The sequence below is a fragment of the Methylobacterium sp. M6A4_1b genome, assembly GCF_053345175.1.
This window is the reverse complement of the sequence record NZ_JBKEZQ010000005.1, coordinates 119,494-138,776: the sequence shown is the minus strand read 5'-3', so window position 1 is coordinate 138,776 and position 19,283 is coordinate 119,494. Positions and strand designations below refer to the sequence as shown.

Here is a 19,283-nt window from a genome sequence, read left to right as displayed (position 1 = left end):
CTGGTATGACGCGCGCGATCCGCCATCCGACGCGTGCCCGGCTCTTTACCCTGTCGCCGGGAAAGTGGGGACGGGCCTGCGCGGGTCGCCCCTGTGACCGCAAATCCGGGGCGGATGGTTTGCGTTCGCGTCCACCGCACCCGATCTGCTACAGCGGAGCAACGGCCCCGGGGGAGGCCGAGAGGATCGACCAATGGACTTCCTGAACGCCATGGGCGGCACGGCGAGCGGTTTCTTCGGCGCCGTGATCCCCTTCCTGATCGTGCTGAGCATCGTCGTCTTCGTGCACGAGATGGGACATTTCCTGGTCGGCCGCTGGTGCGGCGTCGGCGTCCACGCCTTCTCCCTCGGCTTCGGACCGGAACTGTTCGGCTTCAACGACCGCCACGGGACGCGCTGGAAGCTCTCGGCGATTCCCCTCGGCGGCTACGTCAAGTTCCACGGCGACGCCAACGGCGCCAGCGTGCCGGACCCGGAGGCCGTGGCACGCATGACCCCGCAGGAGCGGGCGACGAGCTTCCCGACGCAGTCCCTGCCCAAGCGCGCCGCGATCGTCGCCGCCGGGCCGATCGCCAATTTCATCCTCGCCATCGCGCTCTTCTCCGGCGCCATCTATTTCGGCGGCCGCTACGAGACGCCGGCCCGCGTCGAGGCGGTGATGCCCGACAGCGCCGCCGCCCGCGCCGGCTTCGAGCCCGGCGACGTGATCCGCGCCATCGGCGGATCGCGGGTCGACAGCTTCACCGACATGCAGCGCACGGTCTCGGGCGCGGCCGGCTCCAGCCTCACCTTCACGGTCGAGCGCGCCGGCGAGACGCGCGAACTCGTGGCCGTTCCGGAACGCAAGGAGGACGTGACGCCGTTCGGTCGCCATCGCTTCGGCCGCCTCGGCATCCAGGGGCCGAAGGCCAACGAGGCCAAGCTCGTCCATTACGGCCCGCTGCAATCCCTCGGCCTCGGCACCTACGAGACCTATTTCGTGGTCGACCGGACCATCGACTACATCGGCAAGCTGGTCACCGGGAGGGAATCACCCGACCAGCTCTCCGGACCGATCGGGATCGCCCGGGTCTCCGGTGCCGTCGCCCAGAGCGGCGGTCTCGGAGGCCTGATCGGGCTGATCGCGCTGCTCTCGGTCTCGATCGGCCTGCTCAACCTCTTCCCCGTACCGCTGCTGGATGGCGGGCACCTGCTGTTCTACGCCTTCGAGGCGGTCCGCGGGCGTCCGCTCAGCGAACGGGCCCAGGAGATCGGCTTCCGCATCGGGCTCGCCCTGGTCCTGTTCCTCATGCTGTTCGCGGCCTGGAACGACATCCTCAATCTCGGCGCCTCCTGGGGTGCGCGGGGGACCTGAGCCTGGGCTGGGAATTCCGGGCAAAGTCCCGCTTCGGGACACGCAAAGGCCTCGATCTTAACCACAATCGACCTCGCGCGCGGAACCTCCGGGTTTCGCGCGCAACCGTTTGTTGACCGTGTTCGACGATCGGGCCGGGGCGTTAAGTGACCGGAAGGCCACGTCTCCCCAAAATCCCCAGTGAGCGGGACCCCCCGGCGTTTGCTTAACGGGGGAATCCCGATAGAAGCTGAGCTTGGGACCAGGTGTCAGGACGCCCGGAAAACGGGTGCCTGGCTGCGGGTGCAAACTCGCGCTGAAGATATAAAGAGACGGGCGATTACATGATGTCGATGACGGGGAAGCGCCGGCGTAAGTCGGCGGAACAGACCATCGTCCTAGTCGCCGCGGCGGCCGCTGGCCTCGTTCTCGGCGGAACCGCTCAGGCGCAGCAGATCGTCGTCCAGGGTAACAAGCGTGTCGATGCCGACACCATCCGGTCCTACGTGACCGGGACCGCCTCCGGATCGCCCGAGGAAGCCCGCCGCAACCTGCTGGCGAGCGGCATGTTCTCCGACGTCAAGGTCTCGCGCAGCGGCGCCAGCACCGTGGTCAGCGTCCGCGAGAACAACCTGATCAACCGGGTGGTGTTCGAGGGCAACAAGAAGATCGAGAAGGCCACCCTCGAAGGCGAGGTCGAGGCAAAGTCGCGCGGCGCCTTCAGCGAGGCCGTGGTTCAGGCCGACATCCAGCGCATCAAGGAAGTCTACCGCCGTGCCGGCCGCGGCACCGCGAAGGTGACGTTCCGGACGGTGGACCTGCCGAACGGCCGCCTCGACGTGATCTACGTCATCGAGGAAGGCGACAAGACCGGCATCAAGGCGATCAACTTCGTCGGCAACAACGCCTATTCGGCGTCCAAGCTGCGCGAGCTGATGTCCTCCTCGGAGATGAACTTCCTCAGCTTCATCAAGACCTCCGACGTCTACGATCCCGATCGCATCACCAACGACCTCGACATCGTCCGGCGCTACTACCTCAAGAACGGCTACGCCGACTTCCGCGTCGTGAACGCCGATGCCCGCTACGTCGAGGGCGAAGGCGACGCCGGCTGGGTCGTCACCGTCACCGTCGATGAGGGCGAGCAGTACCGCGTCGGCGCCGTGGCGATCGATTCCCGCCTGCCGGGCCTCGACACCCAGGTCCTCGACGGCGAGATCCGCGCCCAGGTCGGCGACGTCTACAACGCCGAGGACGTGGAGCGCACGCTCAACGGCGTGACCAACCAGGTCGGCCGCCAGGGCTACCCCTTCGCCCAGGTGCGTCCCACCGGCCAGCGCGACCGCGCCACCCACACCGTGGCCCTCGGCTTCGTGGTCGAGGACGGCCCGCGCGTCTACGTCGAGCGCATCAACATCCGCGGCAACACCCGCACCCGCGACTACGTCATCCGGCGCGAGCTCGATATCACCGAGGGCGACGCCTACAACCGGGTGCTGACCGACCGGGCCGAGCGTCGCCTGAACGGTCTCGGCTTCTTCAAGAAGGTGCGCTTCTCCAACGAGCCGGGCTCCTCGGCCGACCGCGTGATCATCAACATCGACGTCGAGGATCAGCCCACGGGCTCGTTCTCGGTGGCGGGCGGCTACTCCACCCAGGACGGCATCATCGGCGAGGTCTCGATCTCGGAGTCGAACTTCCTCGGTCGCGGCCAGTACGTTCGTGTGGCGGGCACCGGCGGTCAGTACTCGCGCGGCTTCGACTTCTCGTTCACCGAGCCGTACTTTCTCGGCTATCGTCTCGCCGCCGGCTTCGACGCCTTCTACAAGTACAGCGACCAGACCCGTTACTCGCGCTACGAGACCACCGTCTACGGCGGGCAGCTCCGCGTCGGCCTGCCGATCACGGAAGAGTTCGGCATCACGATGCGGTACTCGCTCTACAACACCGAGCTCAAGGTCCCGAACACGGTCAAGCGGCCGTACAACGACTGCTCGAACCCGATCCCCGGTTACACGCTGCTGACCAACGGCACGCGTGCGACGGGTGCGGCGGGCGAGCAGGCCGCTTACCCCTCCTGCGCCTTCGACGGCGAAGCCTCGATCGCGCTCAAGGGTTCGCAGGGCAGCACGCTGACCTCGCTCGCCGGCCTGACGCTCGCCTACTCGACCCTCGACAACCTGGGTTCGCCCCGCAACGGCCTCTACGCCGAGCTGAAGCCCGATGTCGCGGGCCTCGGCGGCGACTCGAAGTTCTTCCGCGTGACCGGCGACGCCCGGTACTACAAGGAGCTCTACGAGGACGTGGTCGGCTTCGTCCGCTTCCAGGGCGGTCACATCACGGCGCTGAACGATCAGCCGCTGCGCATCACCGACCAGTTCTTCCTCGGCCCGTCGCTGATCCGCGGCTTCGCGCCCAACGGTATCGGTCCGCGCGACGTCGGCATCAGCGACAGCCGTTCGAACGCCATCGGCGGCTCGACCTACTTCGGCGGCACCGTCGAAGTTCAGTTCCCGCTCCCCGGCGTGCCGCGGGATCTCGGCCTGAAGGGTGCGGTGTTCGCCGATGCCGGTACGCTGTTCGGCTATAACGGCCGCACGCAGTTCAACGTGAACGGCGACGCCTTCATCAACGGCATCGCGCCGGGTGGAGCCTGTAACTTCAACCAGAACACCATCGGCGTCGAACCCGAGTGCGTGAACGTTCGCGACAAGATGACGATCCGCTCCTCGGTCGGCGCATCGATCCTGTGGAACTCGCCGCTCGGTCCGATCCGCTTCGACTACGCCTACGCCCTCTCGAAGGACGAAGGTGTCAAGGCCTACGATGCGGCCGGCAGTTACCTCGGCCGCGTCGGCAAGGACCAGCTGCAGGCCTTCCGGTTCTCCGGCGGCTCGCGGTTCTGACCCGGAGCGCTGCCTCCTTTCGGGGAGGCGGCGCGTTGTGACGGCATGTCAGATCCGATCTTCTTCTCCGCGACCACCACCCTCAGCCTCGGCGCCATCGCCGAGGCTGCTGGCGTTCCGCTTCCCGAAGGCGCGAACCCGGCGGGCCTGATCACCGGCGCCGCGCCGCTGGAATCCGCCACGCCGCGGGACGTCGCCTACATGGACAATGCCCGGTACGGCGACGCGCTCGCCGCGACGCGGGCCGGGATCTGCCTCGTCTCACCGCGCTTCGCCCCGCGGGTTCCGGCCGAGACCGTGGCCCTGGTCCTGCGCGACCCCTACCGGGTCTATGCGGGCCTGCTGGCGCGCCTCCATCCGGAGGCGATGCGGCCGGGCTCGCTCTTCGGGGCCGCCGGCGTCGCGCCGGGGGCGCACATCCATCCCGAGGCCCGCCTCGAGCCCGGTGTGCAGGTCGATCCGGGCGCCGTCATCGGTCCCGGCGCGGAGATCGGCTCCGGAACGGTGATCGGCCCGAACGCCAGCATCGGTCCGCATGTCCGGATCGGACGGGACTGCAGCATCGGCGCCGGCGCCACCCTGACCCACGCTCTCCTCGGCAACCGCGTCATCGTCCATCCGGGCGCGCGCCTCGGCCAGGACGGGTTCGGTTTCGCCATGGGCGCGGGCGGGCACCTGAAGGTGCCGCAGATCGGCCGGGTCATCGTTCAGGACGATGTCGAGATCGGCGCCAACACCACCATCGATCGCGGCGCCAGCCGCGACACGGTGATCGGCGAGGGGACCAAGATCGATAATCTGGTGCAGATCGCGCACAACGTCGTCATCGGCCGCCACTGCGTCATCGTCTCGGGCGTCGGGATCTCCGGCTCGACCACGCTGGAGGATTTCGTCGTCCTCGGCGGGCAGGTCGGCGTCGTCGGTCACCTGCGCATCGGCATGGGTTCGCAGATCGCCGGGTCGTCGAACGTGAACCGCGACGTTCCCCCGGGCAGCCGCTGGGGCGGTACCCCGGCTAAGCCGGTCCGGGCCTGGTTCCGCGAGTTGACCACGCTGGCGCGTCTGGCCGAGCGTTCCACCGGCGGGGACGAGCCGAAGGCCTGAGCCTCAGCCGCGCGGGTGCCGGTCCTCCAGGTGAAGGTAGTCGCCGCCGAAGCCGGCGAGCGCCTTCAGCCCGCCGGGATCGCGGATGACGAGCATCCCGGCGGCCTGGGCGACGAAACCACGGCCGGAGAGGTCCCGGATCGCCCGGGTCACGTGCACGCCGGAGAGGCCGGTCGCGTCGGCGAGGTCCGACAGCGACAGGGGCAGCGGGAAACCCTGCGGACCTGCCAGCCCGACGACCTCGAACCGGGCCTGCAATTCGCAGAAGAGATGGGCGATCCGCTCGATCGGGGTCCGCGACCCGAGCCCGACCAGCCATTCGCGCAGGGTCGCCTCGTCGACCAGGGTGGTCTTGCGCAACGCCGCCGCGATGTTGGGATGATTGCCGGTCAAGTCGAGAATGGTCGAACGGTCGAGTCGCGCGACCCGCCCCTCCGTCAGGGTCATGATGGTGTGGTCCATCCGGCTGAGCAGGGCGACGTCGAGGTCGCAGAAATCGCCCGGCAGCAGGAAGGCGGTCACCTGGCGCCGCGCCGCGCCGATCCGTCGGTAGCGGCAGGCCACCCCCTCCATCATCAGGAACACCCCGCCGGGACGGTCGCCCTCACGGATGAGGTCCGTCCGGGCCGGCACCGGGACCGCATTCTCCGTGAGCCGATGCAGATGTTCGCGATCGGCGGCGGAGAGCGGTACGAAGCCGTGCAACTTGCGGATGAACGGATTTTCCGCAGCCTCCGCCCGGGCGGAGGGGCGCGCCGTGCGCACGGATTTCGCCATCGGAGAGGATCGGGGATCGTCCGGGGCCTTGAGGGCGAGAACGAGCAGTCCGGCGAACTGCTCGAGGATCCGCGCATCCTCCGCGTCGAAACGGGCGGTCACGTCGTGATGGACGGCCCACAGCACGCCGAGGGCCTGTCCGGTGCCGTCGCGCAGGGGCGTGAGCAGGCCTTCGAGCAGGGGCGCGCGCGCATCGTCCGCGAGCCCGGCGAAGGGACGGCTCACCAGGATCGTGGCGCCCGCCGCGATGCAGCAGCGGCCCGCATCGGGATCGGGGGGAAGGCGCAGGCCGGCCTGGTCCGCGAGAAGGCCGGCGACGCGGCTCCAGACCAGCGCATCGGAATCCGCCTCGACGAGGCTGAGGCCGGCCGAGCCGCATCCGCAGAGCCGGAGGACCGCGGCGAGGATGGCTCGCCCGGCCGCACCCGGGTCCGGGACCAGGCAGGGCGCGATCTCGGCCAGGGCCTCCGCCATGGCGCCGACATCCGTCGGCTTGGCCGGGCGTTCCGCGAGCCGATCGGAGATGATGACGTCGCCGGGACGGAGTGCCTGAACGTTGTTGCCCGTCGAGACTCGGCTACTTTCAGGTTCCACGGTTTCACTGCGGGCGAGCAAATCCATCTCAGACGAAACCATCAGGTCTTGTTCTCGGCAAGGGAAGTCGTCGGACGAAGGCGGTTGCTGCGTCGGCGCGAATGCATTCTGGGGCGAGCCGCGCCGAGGTCAAGATCGTCGGAGTTCTACTGACGCGATAGCCTGCGCGGAGCGTTGGAAACGTGGCGATCCGTCACTCCGGTTCACGCGCTGAGACGACCGAAGAGCGTCGCATTCGTTCCTGCGGGCATGCCTGAGGGCTTGCATCCGCGGTCCTTCTGCCGAATGAAGGCGCATCCTCCAGGTCTGACGGCGAACGGGAACGAGGCGGGGCGGCGGGGGCGCAGACGCGCAGTAAGGTAATGCAAGCGATGAACGACATGCCGCGTGAACTCGGCTCGGCTGACATCCAGAAGGTTCTGGAACTCCTGCCGCACCGCTATCCCTTCCTGATGATCGACCGGATCATCGAGATCGACGGCGACCGGAGCTGCATCGGGATCAAGAACGTCACGATCAATGAGCCGCAATTCACCGGACACTTTCCCGGCCTGCCGGTGTTCCCCGGCGTCCTGCTGATCGAGGGCATGGCCCAGACCGCCGGCGCCATCTGCTGCCGGCACATCATGGGCGACGACCTGCGCGCCAAGCAGGTGTTCTTCATGACCATCGACAAGTGCAAGTTCCGCAAGCCCGTCGTGCCCGGCGATACCGTCCGCTACCACATGACGAAGATGAACCACCGGCGCACCATGTGGTGGTTCCGCGGCGAGGCGCGGGTCGACGGCACCCTCGTCGCCGAGGCCGAGATCGGCGCGATGCTGGTGACCGAGTGAGCACCGCCGCGCAGATCCACCCGAGCGCGGTGATCGAGGACGGCGCGACCCTGGGCGAGGACGTCCGGATCGGTCCGTTCTGCCATGTCGGCCCGGGCGTCACCCTCGGGGCGGGCTGCGAGCTGGTCAGCCACGTGGTGGTGGCGGGCCAGACCACGATCGGTCCCCGGACCCGGCTCTATCCCTTCGCCTCCATCGGCCATCCGCCGCAGGACCTGAAGTTCAAGGGCGAGGCGTCCACCCTCACGATCGGCGCCGATTGCCTGATCCGCGAAGGCGTGACCATGAACCCCGGCACCGCCGGGGGCGGTCTCGAGACCACGGTGGGCGACAACTGCACCTTCCTCGCCAATTCCCATGTCGGCCATGATTGCCGCGTCGGCAACGGCGTCGTGTTCTCGAACAACGTCATGCTCGCCGGCCATTGCAGCGTCGGCGACTACGCGATCCTCGGCGGCGGCGCCGCGGTGATCCAGTTCGCGCGCGTCGGCGCCCACGCCTTCGTCGGCGGGCTCTCCGGCCTGGAGAACGACTGCATCCCCTACGGGATGGCCCTCGGCAATCGCGCCTACCTGTCGGGCCTGAACATCATCGGCCTGCAGCGGCGGGGCTTCGCCCGCGAGGACATCCACGCCTTGCGCCGGGCCTATCGCTCGCTCTTCGCCAACGAGGGCACGCTGATGGAGCGCCTGGAGGACGTCGCCGCGGAGTTCGAGACCCACCGGGCCGTGGCCGAGATCGTCGCCTTCATCCGCGCGGGCGGCAAGCGTTCGCTGTGCACTCCGCGCGAGACGCCGAGCGCCGCTTGAGCGCGAACCCGGCGCCGGCCGCGCGCATCGCGCCCGCTCCGGCGGCGCTGGTCCTGGTGGCGGGCGCCGGCCGCCTGCCGGAGCTCGTCGCCGCCTCCCTCGACCGGGCGGGACGCCCGTTCCGGGTGCTCGCGATCCGCGGCTTCGCCGAGCGGGCGATGCGCGCCCGTGCGGAGGCCACCGTCGACCTCCTCGACATCGCCGGCATCCTGGCGATCCTCAAGGCCTGGGGGCCGGTGAGCGTGGTCCCGGCCGGCGGCGTGTCGCGGCCGAACCCGGCCGCGATCCTCAACGCCGCCGCGGCCCTGCGAAATCGCGATGCCCTGAAGGCCATCTCGGACGGAGGCGACGACCGCCTCCTGCGCGGAGCGCTGGCGCTCCTGGAAGACCATGGTCACGGCGTGGTCGGCGTCCACGAAGTCGCGCCCGACCTCCTCAGTCCGGAGGGCCTGCTCGGCCGGCACGCGCCCGATGCCACGGCGCGCGAGTCCATCGCCACGGGGCGGTCCCTGCTGGCGGCCCTGTCGGATTTCGATGTCGGCCAGGCCACCGTCGTCGTCGGGCAACGGGCTCTGGCGGTCGAGGGCCCGGAGGGGACCGACCGGATGCTGGCGCGGGCACGGATGCTCGGTCGCCGGCCCTTCGGCTATGGCAGCGCCCAGGCCGGCACCGTTCTGGTGAAATGCGCCAAGACAGGCCAGGACCTGCGCGTCGACCTGCCGGCGATCGGCCCGCGCACGGTCGTCAACGCGGCGGCGGCGGGCTGTGCCGGCCTGGCGATCCAGGCGGGCTTCACCCTGATCATCGACCGTCCGGCCACGATCGCGGCCGCGGACCGGGCGGGCCTGTTCCTTCTCGGCCTGAGCGTCCAGGCGGCCGGGCCGGAGGCCCGTACGGGATCGGATTCATGAGCGAACCGCGCAGCGAGCGGACGGTCTGGCTGGTGGCGGGCGAGGATTCCGGGGATCAGCTCGGGGCCAAGCTGATGCGCGGCCTGCGCGAACTCTCCGATCGGCCGATCCGCTTCGGCGGCGTCGGCGGCGAGGCCATGGCGGCGGAGGGGTTCGCCTCCCTCTTTCCCATCGATGACGTGGCGGTGATGGGCTACCTGCCGGTGGCCGCCCGCCTGCGCACCCTGCTGCGGCGCATCCGCCAGACCGTTCGCGACGTCGTCGTGGCCCGGCCGGACGTGCTCGTCATCATCGACAGTCCCGGCTTCACCCATGCGGTCGCCTCCCGGGTGCGCAAGCGGATGCCGGATCTGCCCATCGTCGACTACGTCTCGCCGAGCGTCTGGGCCTGGCGTCCGTGGCGGGCGGCGAAGATGCGGCCCTTCATCGATCACGTTCTCGCTCTGCTCCCCTTCGAGCCGGAGGCGCACCGTCGTCTGAACGGCCCGGCCTGCACCTATGTCGGCCACCCGCTGATCGAGCGACTCGCAGAGCTTCGGCCGAGCGGCGCCGAGGCCGAGGCCCGCATGGCCGGGCGCCCGGTGCTGGTGATCCTGCCCGGTTCGCGCCGCTCCGAGATCGAGCGCCTGATGCCGGTCTTCGGGGCCACCCTGGCCCGGCTCACGACGCGTTTCGGACCGATCGAGGCGGTCCTGCCGGCCGTCACCCGGCACAGGGCCCTGATCGAGCGCCTCGCCCTCGGCTGGGACAGCCCGGTCACTCTCGTCCACGGCGAGGCGGCCAAGTACGCCACCTTCCGCCGGGCGCGGGCGGCCCTCGCCGCCTCCGGAACGGTGACGCTCGAACTCGCCCTGGCCGGCGTGCCGATGGTGGTCGCCTACAAGGTCTCGCGGATCGAGGAGGCGGTCGCCCGCCGCCTCATCCAGGTGCCCACGATCGTCCTGCCGAACCTGATCCTCGGCCAGAACGCCATGCCCGAGTTCATCCAGGCCGAGTGCACCGCTCCGCGCCTCGCCGACGCCGTCGCACCGCTGCTCGCCGGGGAGCCGGCGCGGGACGCGCAGGTGGCCGCACTCGCCCGCATCGACGGCCTGATGCGCCTGCCCGACGACGAGCCGCCGAGCCGAAGCGCTGCCCGCATCGTCCTCGCCGCCCGCCGCGCGGCCTGAGCGCTCACGGCTCCCGGGGGTCCGGGCCGTAGCGGTTGGCGCCGGGGCTCCCGGATCGGACGACCGTCTCGACGAAGAACCACACGAAGAAGCCGAGCATCGCCAGCACCAGGCCGATGACGGGGAGGGGATGGGTGTCCACGGCCCGCTCCAGGGGCAGCACGCTGACGGCCTCCGCCACGACATAGACCGCGAGCCAGCCGCCGCTGCGATCCCGGTCGTGCAGGCGCCGGATCGTCTGGATCGCGATCGCGGCCGTCACCGGCAGGATGCCGGCGACGGCGAGAAAGCCGGCCCAGCGCAGGCCGAGGCTCGCGAGCCAGATGCCGAGGCAGAGCAGCCCGAAACCGAGGAGGAGCGTCCGGATCAGGCGGTGCCGGTAGGCCGGCGCCGCGAGCCGCCCGCGCGGGTCGTAGAGCGCGAGGACGGCCCGCAGACGCGGCATCACGTGCCCCTCGGCTTCACGCGCCGGGTCGGCGGTTCCGCGACCGGATCCTCCGGCCAGGGATGGCGTGGGTAGCGCCCGCGCATCTCCGAGCGCACGGCGCTCCATGATCCGCGCCAGAACCCCGGCAGGTCGCGGGTGATCTGGATCGGCCGGGAGGCCGGCGAGAGCAGGTGCAGGACCAGCGGGATGCGCCCGGCGGCGATGCTCGGGTGGCGTTCGAGCCCGAACAGCTCCTGCACCCGCACGGCGAGCACCGGCCCTCCCTCGGCCTCGTAGTCGAGGGCGATCCGCGAACCGGTGGGCACCTCGACATGGGTCGGCGCCTCCGTGTCGAGCCGGGCGCGCAGGTTCCAGGGCAGCAGCGCCTGAAGGGCACGCGTCAGGTCGTCGGCGCCGATGGCGTCGAGGCTGGTGCGCCCGACGATCTCGGGCGCCAGCCATGCCGCGATCGTGTCGAGAAGGCGGGCGTCGGAAAGGTCCGGCCAAGTCTCGGGATCGGCTTCGCGCAGGAAGCGCAGGCGGGCGCGCCACTGGGTCAGGGCCGGTGTCCAGGGCAGGGCCGGGAGGCCGATCTCGGCGACGCCCCGCGCCAGGATCTCCGCCGAGGCGAGGTCCGCCGGAACCGGCAGGGTGCGCTCTCCCAGGGTCAGGGTCTTGAGGCGCCGCAGGGACCGGGCACGCAGGGCGCGCGCGGTCCGGTCGAAGGCGACCTGCGTCGTCGCCTCGATCGTCGGTCCGAACAGGGCCTCGATCGCGTCCAGGGTGATCGGGGCCGCCGCGAGGATGCGCCCCTGAGCGGCGGTGCCGGTGATCTCCGCGACCACGAGGAACGGCGCGCGGGCCAGGGCGGAGGCCCCGTCGACCCGCCCGGCCCGTCCGTTGGCCATCACGAACTCGCCGTCGCGGCCCCGGGCGCGCGCGACGCGGTCGGGATAGGCGAGGGCGAGGAGCGGGCCGGCTTCGCTCATGTCGAGCCCGGCCGGCGCGCCCGCGCGCTGCGCGGCGAAGCCCTCCGCCTGCCGCGCCCAGCCCTGGGCGAGGCGGCGCATGTCAGCGGCCCGCTGGGCGCGGTCGCGGGCGAAGCGCTCCGCCCGCTGCGTGACGTCGGTGTCGTCTCCGCCGAGTCCGCGCTCGACCAGCACCGCCGCGAGATCGGCCGCCGCCCGGGCCATGCCGTATCCCGCCGCGCCGACGACCATGCGGGCGAGGCGCTGTGGCAGGGGCAGGGCGCGCAGGGCGCGGCCGGTCTCGGTGAGGCGCCCGTCCGCCTCGATCGCGCCGAGGTCGCGCAGCATCGCCCGCGCTTCGGCCAGGGCGGGGGCGGGGGGGGCGTCGAGGAAGGCGAGCGTCGCGGGTTCGGAGACCCCCCAGGCGGCGCAGTCGAGCACCAGGCCCGCGAGATCGGCGGCCAGGATCTCCGGGCGGGTGAAGGGTTCGAGGGCGTTGGTGGCCGCCTCCGCCCAGAGGCGGTGGCAGATCCCCGGCTCGGTGCGGCCGGCGCGTCCCCGGCGCTGGTCGACGGAGGCGCGCGAGGCCCGTGCGGTGACGAGGCGGGTCAGGCCGAGGCCGGGCTCGTAGACGGGCACGCGCGACAGGCCGGAATCGACGACGATGCGCACGCCCTGGATGGTCAGCGAGGTCTCGGCGATGCTGGTGGCGAGCACCACCTTGCGACGGCCCGCCGGCGCGGGTGCGACGGCCCGGTCCTGCTCGGCGGGCGTCAGCGCGCCGTAGAGCGGCGCGATCTCGGTGGCGTCGTCGACCCGGTCCGCCAGCAGCGCCGCGACCCGGCGGATCTCGCCCTGGCCCGGCAGGAAGGCCAGCACCGAGCCGGGATCGGCGCGCAGGGCCCGCAGGATGGCCTCCCCCATCACGTCCTCGATCCGCCGGTTCGGGTCGCGGTCCCAGTAGCGCGTCTCGACCGGGTAGGCGCGCCCCTCCGACTCGATCACCGGGGCCGCGCCGAGGAGGCCGGCGACCCGGGCGCCGTCGAGGGTCGCCGACATCACGAGGAGGCGCAGGTCCTCGCGCAGGGCGCCCTGCGCGTCGAGGGCGAGGGCGAGGCCGAGATCCGCGTCGAGGGAGCGCTCGTGGAACTCGTCGAAGAGGACCGCGCCGATGCCGGTCAGCTCCGGATCGTCGAGGATCATCCGGGTGAACACGCCCTCGGTGACCACCTCGATCCGGGTGCGGCCCGAGATCTTCGAGCCGAGGCGGACCCGCAGGCCGACGGTGTCGCCGACCCGCTCGCCGAGGGTTGCGGCCATGCGCTCGGCGGCGCCCCGGGCCGCGAGGCGGCGCGGCTCCAGCAGGATGATCTTGTCGGACGGCCGCAGCCAGGGCGCGTCGAGGAGGGCGAGGGGCACACGGGTGGTCTTGCCGGCACCCGGGGGGGCGACGAGTACGGCGGCGGGGCCGCCGGCAAGCGCCGCGCGCAGGGCCGGAAGGGCGGCCTCGATGGGCAGGTCGGATGCGGCGACGGGGGCGGGATGGACCATCGACGTGCTGGTGACGCGATCCGGCGCGATCCGCAAGCCGCGGCACCGCCCCGGACGAACGCGGCTTCGTCCCGGCGCGGCAGGTCGGCTATGGGATTTCCGACGAGTGAGCACGCGCGAGCGGCCGGCCTCTCCGGGCGGCCCCTGAGGAACAGCGACATGACGGTAGCGGGCGACGACGACCTGGCGGCCCTGAAGCGGATCGGGCGCATCGTCGCCAACACGCTGGAGGCGATGGGGGGCGCGATCGAGCCCGGGATGACCACGCTGGAGCTCGATGCGATCGGGCGCCGGCTCCTGGAAGCCTCCGGCGCCCGCCCGGCGCCGGAACTCGCCTACGGCTTTCCCGGAGCCACCTGCATCAGCGTCAACGAGGAGATCGCGCACGGCATCCCGGGTCCCCGCCGGATCAACCCGGGCGACCTCGTCAACATCGACGTCTCCGCGGAGAAGGACGGCTACTTCGCCGATACCGGCGCCTCCTTCCCCGTGCCGCCCGTGACCCGTGCGGTCGAGCGGCTGTGCAAGGACGGGCGGCGGGCCATGTGGACCGGCCTGCGCCAGGTCGGCACCGGCAAGCCGATCGCCGCCATCGGTCAGGCGGTCGGCGCCTTCGCGCGGCGAAACGGCTACACCCTGGTGCGCAACCTCGCCAGCCACGGCGTCGGCCATTCCCTCCACGAGGAGCCGACTGAGATCGCCACCTGGCCCGACGCCTCCGAGCGGCGGATCGCGACGGAGGGTCTGGTCTTCACTGTGGAGCCCTTCCTCTCCCTCGGCGCCGAGTTCGCCGAGGACGGCGACGACCCCTGGACCCTCTACAGCCGGCCGAACGCGTTCACGGTCCAGTACGAGCATACGGTGGTGGCGACCCGAAACGGCCCGCTCATCATCACCACGGCCGGCTGATCCGGCGTCGCGCAGACTGGAATCCGGGGGGCGGGCCGTGGCGAGATCGCGCGCCGTCCCGACCGGTCAACCGGTCTTCAGGCGCCGGAAGGTATAGGCCACGAACACGTCGGGCGGCGGTGTGTTGCCGCTGAACTTGCCGGCGTAGATGCCCATCTTGAGATAGGAGCCGGTCAGCTGCTGCCGCCCGGGAAGCGCGTCCTTCAGCAGATCCACGTACTCGTAGCCCGTCGGTCCGCTGAAGTCGCAGACCGGCCGTCCATCGAGCAGGAACCGGATCCGTCCCATATCGCCGTGACCGTCGGTCGCCTCCAGCGAGAAGCTGTGCTCGACGCCGAAGGCGAACGGCGCCGATCCGAGGATCCGCATCGGCGAGAACGTCCGCTGCTCGCCCTTCCCGGTCTCGCCCCGCGCACGCAGGACCGGTTTGCCGGATCGATCCAGGCTCAGGTCGACCGCGAACAGGGGCGAGGCCATGGCGAATTGGCCGTTCGACCGGACCGGGTCGGCCTGGTGGATCTGGATGAACGAACACCAGTCCGTACCGGTGATCCGGCTGGCCCGGTCGACCGTGACCGCTCCGGAGAACCGGATGGGTTCGCCCTTCGCGTAGCGTTGCTGGCCGCAGAGTTCCGCACGGATCTTCCGGGGCGGATCGAAGCTCGCCCGCTCGCCGGTCCTGGCCGCGAACCGCACCATTTCGGCGTCGTTCACGGAAACTCCATTGGGCGCGCCGGTCTGCGCCTGCCATCGCTGTCCCGCCAAGTTGACGAAGGCGTTGTTGTCGACGGCGCGATACCCGTTGGAAGACGGCCCGTTCGGCGCCGTCGCCCGTGCCGCCGGTTCCGGATTGCTCGGCGTGGCGGCCTTTCCCGGCGCTGCCCCGGCCTCCGTGATGCCGACCAGCGTCGATGCTGCGGCAAGAACGTCTCTCCTGCTCAAGGTCATGCCGACGTCCCCGATCGAGTCCGTGAACCCGACGAAATGATCGGGTTTCTCCGGGCTTCCCGCCGTCCTGTCGCAAGAGATTGGCCGAACTTTGAAAAACCGTCCTGCCGTCGCGGAGGGTGGCGTCGGTCCGGGCCGCTGCGATCCGCTGCGAAGGAACGGCGGGGGCGGCCCGACGCTGTCCTGCGGACCGGACCGGACCGGACTTCGGCCCGACCGGTCGCGGCGCGGGCTTTCGGCGAAAAGCGTCGTGTTTGCCGCTGCCGAACCGGCACGGACCACCGTCGGGTCTCCCGATTCCGAACCGAACGGAATCCGGAGGCGTTTCCGCCGAGGTCGGCCCCGGCTTCCCTGCGGGCTTGGCCAAGGCCGGATCGAAAGGGCGAGCGACGGGTTGTGCCGCGCGGGCGCGCCCGCGCGATCGGATCCCGGTATCGGCCCCTCAGGGGGCCGGCGTCGTGCCCATGCCGGCGGCTTTCCGCTCGGGGTTCTTCAGCTGCGAGTAGGTGATGCTGGCGAAGCTGCCGATCACGGCGTGCCAGCCGGCCTTGTCGTAGCGCGTATCGTTGCGGCCGGCCTTGCAGAAGGCCGTGGTCAGCCCGTTGACGATGTCGTCGCCCTTGGCGTCCGGAACGGCCGCCTTGATCTTCGGCAGCAGCGCGTTCACCGTCGGGATGAAGTTCTCGGGATCGAGTCCGGCGAGGCTCTGCGCCGCGCCCGAATCGGCCACCGCCTTGGCGATGTCCGGCTGCGCGATCTCGGCACAGGGCGCGGTGCCGGCCAGCATGGTCTCGGTCGCCTTGCGCGCGCTGGCGACGATGCCGCGTTCGCTGATCACCGGGGCGGCGTTGCCCCAGGCGTTGCGGACGTAGTCGGTGACGTCCGCCACCTCCCGGTCCGTCATGCCGGCGCCGATGGCCGGCATCGGTGCGTAGCCGTTCTGGGCCGAGAGGCCGCCGAGGATGACCCGGATCACCGTCTCGGGTCCCTGCGCCTGCACCGAGGTGTTGCCCGCGAGCGCCGGGATCGCCCCCTCGACGCCCTTGCCGTCCGGCTTGTGGCAGGAGGAGCAGTAGCTGAGATAGGTCGCGGCGCCGGGAGCGTCGGCCTGATTGAAGGCCTGGATGTCCTTGACCTTGTAGCTCTCCTTGGCCTTCTGCGTGCGCAGGTAGGCCACCATCGCCTTCAGGTCCGCGTCGGTCATCTTCGACAGCGATTCCTCGATCGTCTGGCGCATCGGGCCGGCCGCGACGCCGGGCTGGTTCCCGGGGGCGGCGCCGGTCTTCAGGTAGGTCACGACCTGTTCGTCGCTCCAGCCGCCGATGCCGGTGTGGTCGTCGGGCGTGATGTTGGGCGCGTACCAGCCGTCGATGACGCCGCCGCCGAGCTTGCCGGCCAGGCCGCTGTTGCCGACGATCTTGTTGGCGTTGTGGCACATGCCGCAATGGCCGAGCCCCTCGACGAGGTAGCCGCCGCGGTTGACCTCGGCGCTCGCCTGCGGGTCGGGCTGGAACTCGCCGGCCGTGAAGAAGGCGGTCCGCCAGGTGATGAGCGCGGTGCGGATGTTGAAGGGGAACGGGATCTCGGAGGGCTTGCGCGGCTCATGCACCGCCGGCAGCGACTTCAGGTAGGCGAAGATCGCGTCGGAATCCGCGCGCGTGACCTTGGTGTACCAGGCGAAGGGGAAGGCCGGGTAAAGGTAGGAACCGTCCTTGGTGATGCCCTCGTGGAAGGCCCGGTAGAAGTCGTCGGCGCTCCAATTGCCGAGCCCGGTCTCCGGGTCCGGGGTCAGGTTCGGCGTGCGGATCTTCCCGATCGGGGTGTTGAGCACGTAGTTGCCGGCGAAGGGCTTGCCGTCCGGCGCGGTATGGCAGGCGACGCAATCACCGGCGGTCGCGAGGTATTCACCGCGCTTGATCAAATCGGCGTCCTGAGCCGCGACACCTTGGGCCGAGACGCCCTGGGCGCCCAGTCCGAGAACGAGGCCGGTCCCAAGACGGAGAGCGGTACGGCGATATTCCATGGCGTCTCTCCGGGTCTGTGGGATCGGGGGCGGTCAGGCGCGCGTGTCGTGGGTTTCCCGAAGGCGGCCGAGGCGCAGGGCCATTTCGGTGACGTGGGCGAGCCCGGCCAGGGCCAGGCATCCGGCGATCACGGTCCAGCCGGCGCCGGTCAGGGCGGAGCGCAGCGCCAGCATCAGGGCCGCGCCGGAGGTCAGGTTGCACAGGAGGGCGAGTGGCCAAGTGCCCTGCGTGCGACGGCTCCACAGGATCAGCCCCAGCGCCTCGATCGCGACGAGGAGCAGGATGGCATCGACCAAGTGACCGCTGGCAAGGAATGCCTCCATCGCTCACGCGCTCCGGAACGGGCCATTGAGGCGGACGATCGCTCGGTTCAGGCAGGCGGCGACCCCGACCCAAACGAGGTAGGGCAGCAGGAGAAGGGCAGCCATCCCGTGGACGCGCCCTGTGACAATGATGAGCACCCCGATCGAGAGCCAGAGGAACAGCACCTCGACGAAGGCCCAGTCGGGCCGGCGCAGGCGGAAGAACAGGCCGCTCCAGGCGATGTTGAGCACGGCGTTGACCGCATAGGCGATCATCAGGGCGGTGCGGGCCGACGCGCTCGAATCGGCATTCCAGGCGAGCACGGACGAGACCGCCGTGAGCGTGAAGATCGTGGTCCAGACCGGGCCGAAGGCCCAGTCCGGCGGCTTCCAGGACGGGCGCCGCAGGGCCTGGTACCAGGGCCCAGTGGTGGTCAGGAGCCCGCCCGCCAGCGCCACGAGGATCGCCGCGACCGCGGCGACGCCGGCCGGTCCCCAGCCGCCCGCCCCGTCGAGGGTCATGGCGAGACCCAGCGGAACAGGTGTGCGAGGTCCTTGAAGAAGATCCGCGCATGGGCCGCGGGCTTGGCCCGGACCAGTTCCTTGTTCATGTACGAATCCCAGGTCAGCTGCTGCACGTCGCGGTCCCGGCAGATCGAGACGAAGCGCTCGCGCAGACCGTCGTTGCGGTACCAGACCGCCTGCATGATCCGCAGGATCAGGAAGACCCGTCCGTGCAGGCGCATGAAGTCGCGTCGGGCCCCGGCGAGCGACCGGGCCTGCCCCGTCGCGAGGAAGGTCTGGGCCGCCTCCGCGGCGAGGCGGCCGCCGAGCATGGCGTAGTAGATGCCTTCGCCCGAGGCCGGGGCCACGATGCCGGCGGCGTCCCCGGTCAGGAGGACGTCGCGGCCGTTGTCCCAGCGGCGCAGCGGCTTCAGGGGGAGGGGGGCGCCCTCGCGCCGGACGGTCTCGCCGCCTTCGAGGCCGGTGGAGGCGCGCAGTGCCCGGATCGCGCCGCGCAGGGAGAAGCCCTTGCGGGCGCTGCCGGTGCCGATGCTCACCGTGTCCCCGTGCGGGAAGACCCAGGCGTAGAAGTCGGGCGAGAGCTTGCCCTGGTAGTAGACGTCGCAGCGGGTGGCCTCGACGTCGTGGGCTCCCGTCTCGGGCAGCCGGACGATCTCGTGATAGGCGAAGACCTGCCGCATCGCGGCGTGGCCGGGGATCTCCGCCCGGCCGACGGGCGAACTCGCCCCGTCGGCGCCGATGACGAGGCGCGCCCGCGCCGCGCGGGGAAAGCCGTCCTGGAGGTAGTGCACGGAGGCGCCGTCCGCGTCGCGCTCGATGTGGCGGAAAGTGGCGGGCCGGAGCACCGCGCCCGCCGCGACGGCGCGCTCCCGCAGCCACGGGTCGAAATCGGCCCGGTCGACCATCCCGACGAAACCGTCGCCGATCGGCATGTCCACCCGCTTGTCCTTGGGCGAGACCATGCGGGCCGAGCGGATGCGGGCGACGAGGAGGTGGTCGGGGATGGCGAAGTCGCGGATCAGGCGGGGCGGGATCGCGCCGCCGCAGGGCTTGATCCGTCCGGGCTTGTCGAGGAGCAGGACGCGCCGTCCGCTCCGCGCGAGGTCGGTGGCCGCCGTCGCGCCCGCCGGGCCGCCGCCCACTACCACGACGTCGTAGGTCTCGAGCTCGGTGTCCCGGACGGCAGCCAT

Annotated in this window: 16 protein-coding genes; 8 read left to right on the top strand and 8 right to left on the bottom strand. The window is 70.9% G+C overall.

The genetic code is table 11. The features are described from left to right. Nucleotides 1–193: 193 nt before the first annotated feature. From rseP to lpxD, 3 genes are all read left to right on the top strand, one after another. On the top strand, nucleotides 194–1,354 hold the full coding sequence (gene rseP, locus ACLBWX_RS07455) for an RIP metalloprotease RseP (RefSeq protein ID WP_447676435.1): 1,161 nt from the start codon (nucleotides 194–196) through the stop codon (nucleotides 1,352–1,354). Nucleotides 1,355–1,677: 323 nt separating this feature from the next. After that, nucleotides 1,678–4,239, top strand: coding sequence for an outer membrane protein assembly factor BamA (gene bamA / locus ACLBWX_RS07450; protein ID WP_447676434.1), 2,562 nt, complete (start codon nucleotides 1,678–1,680; stop codon nucleotides 4,237–4,239). A gap of 45 nt (nucleotides 4,240–4,284) precedes the next feature. Beyond that, nucleotides 4,285–5,343, top strand: a complete 1,059-nt coding sequence (lpxD, locus tag ACLBWX_RS07445; protein WP_447676433.1) for a UDP-3-O-(3-hydroxymyristoyl)glucosamine N-acyltransferase — start codon at nucleotides 4,285–4,287, stop codon at nucleotides 5,341–5,343. 3 nt (nucleotides 5,344–5,346) lie between these two features. On the opposite strand, the gene ACLBWX_RS07440 is transcribed toward lpxD, so the two are convergent. Next, nucleotides 5,347–6,741 (bottom strand): helix-turn-helix domain-containing protein, encoded by a 1,395-nt coding sequence (locus tag ACLBWX_RS07440; RefSeq protein WP_447676432.1) that lies wholly within the window; start codon nucleotides 6,739–6,741, stop codon nucleotides 5,347–5,349. A 353-nt stretch (nucleotides 6,742–7,094) separates the two neighbouring features. Between ACLBWX_RS07440 and fabZ the strand changes: the two genes are divergently transcribed. The 4 genes from fabZ to lpxB are packed head-to-tail and all read left to right on the top strand — an operon-like array spanning nucleotide 7,095 to nucleotide 10,439. Next, nucleotides 7,095–7,550: a 3-hydroxyacyl-ACP dehydratase FabZ gene (gene fabZ / locus ACLBWX_RS07435; RefSeq protein ID WP_447676539.1), complete on the top strand. Its 456-nt coding sequence runs from the start codon at nucleotides 7,095–7,097 to the stop codon at nucleotides 7,548–7,550. Next, nucleotides 7,547–8,359 (top strand): acyl-ACP--UDP-N-acetylglucosamine O-acyltransferase, encoded by an 813-nt coding sequence (lpxA, locus tag ACLBWX_RS07430; protein WP_447676431.1) that lies wholly within the window; start codon nucleotides 7,547–7,549, stop codon nucleotides 8,357–8,359. The genes fabZ and lpxA overlap by 4 nt, the downstream gene beginning before the upstream one ends. Next, nucleotides 8,356–9,270: an LpxI family protein gene (locus ACLBWX_RS07425; protein WP_447676430.1), complete on the top strand. Its 915-nt coding sequence runs from the start codon at nucleotides 8,356–8,358 to the stop codon at nucleotides 9,268–9,270. The genes lpxA and ACLBWX_RS07425 overlap by 4 nt, the downstream gene beginning before the upstream one ends. Further along, nucleotides 9,267–10,439, top strand: coding sequence for a lipid-A-disaccharide synthase (gene lpxB, locus ACLBWX_RS07420; RefSeq protein ID WP_447676429.1), 1,173 nt, complete (start codon nucleotides 9,267–9,269; stop codon nucleotides 10,437–10,439). The genes ACLBWX_RS07425 and lpxB overlap by 4 nt, the downstream gene beginning before the upstream one ends. Before the next feature lie 4 nt (nucleotides 10,440–10,443). Here lpxB and ACLBWX_RS07415 read toward each other — a convergent pair whose 3' ends face one another. Both ACLBWX_RS07415 and hrpB read right to left on the bottom strand, forming a co-directional pair. Beyond that, nucleotides 10,444–10,884 (bottom strand): DUF805 domain-containing protein, encoded by a 441-nt coding sequence (locus ACLBWX_RS07415; RefSeq protein WP_447676428.1) that lies wholly within the window; start codon nucleotides 10,882–10,884, stop codon nucleotides 10,444–10,446. Continuing rightward, nucleotides 10,884–13,385, bottom strand: a complete 2,502-nt coding sequence (gene hrpB / locus ACLBWX_RS07410; RefSeq protein WP_447676538.1) for an ATP-dependent helicase HrpB — start codon at nucleotides 13,383–13,385, stop codon at nucleotides 10,884–10,886. Before hrpB ends, ACLBWX_RS07415 begins: the two co-directional genes overlap by 1 nt. Before the next feature lie 159 nt (nucleotides 13,386–13,544). Here hrpB and map point away from each other — a divergent pair, with 159 nt between their 5' ends. Then, the gene (gene map, locus ACLBWX_RS07405) at nucleotides 13,545–14,294 is read left to right on the top strand and encodes a type I methionyl aminopeptidase (protein WP_447676427.1); all 750 of its coding nucleotides are present in this window, start codon (nucleotides 13,545–13,547) and stop codon (nucleotides 14,292–14,294) included. A gap of 66 nt (nucleotides 14,295–14,360) precedes the next feature. Here the strand turns inward: map and ACLBWX_RS07400 are convergent, their stop codons facing one another. The 5 genes from ACLBWX_RS07400 to ACLBWX_RS07380 form a co-directional block, all read right to left on the bottom strand. Then, nucleotides 14,361–15,524: a heparin lyase I family protein gene (locus tag ACLBWX_RS07400; RefSeq protein ID WP_447676426.1), complete on the bottom strand. Its 1,164-nt coding sequence runs from the start codon at nucleotides 15,522–15,524 to the stop codon at nucleotides 14,361–14,363. 160 nt (nucleotides 15,525–15,684) lie between these two features. Further along, the gene (locus tag ACLBWX_RS07395) at nucleotides 15,685–17,265 is read right to left on the bottom strand and encodes a c-type cytochrome (protein WP_447676425.1); all 1,581 of its coding nucleotides are present in this window, start codon (nucleotides 17,263–17,265) and stop codon (nucleotides 15,685–15,687) included. A gap of 33 nt (nucleotides 17,266–17,298) precedes the next feature. Then, nucleotides 17,299–17,589 carry a hypothetical protein gene (locus tag ACLBWX_RS07390; RefSeq protein WP_447676424.1) on the bottom strand — a complete coding sequence of 97 codons (291 nt, stop codon included), beginning with the start codon at nucleotides 17,587–17,589 and terminating at the stop codon, nucleotides 17,299–17,301. Nucleotides 17,590–17,592: 3 nt separating this feature from the next. Further along, nucleotides 17,593–18,090: a TspO/MBR family protein gene (locus ACLBWX_RS07385; RefSeq protein WP_447676423.1), complete on the bottom strand. Its 498-nt coding sequence runs from the start codon at nucleotides 18,088–18,090 to the stop codon at nucleotides 17,593–17,595. Beyond that, nucleotides 18,087–19,283: a geranylgeranyl diphosphate reductase gene (locus ACLBWX_RS07380; protein WP_447676422.1), complete on the bottom strand. Its 1,197-nt coding sequence runs from the start codon at nucleotides 19,281–19,283 to the stop codon at nucleotides 18,087–18,089. Before ACLBWX_RS07380 ends, ACLBWX_RS07385 begins: the two co-directional genes overlap by 4 nt.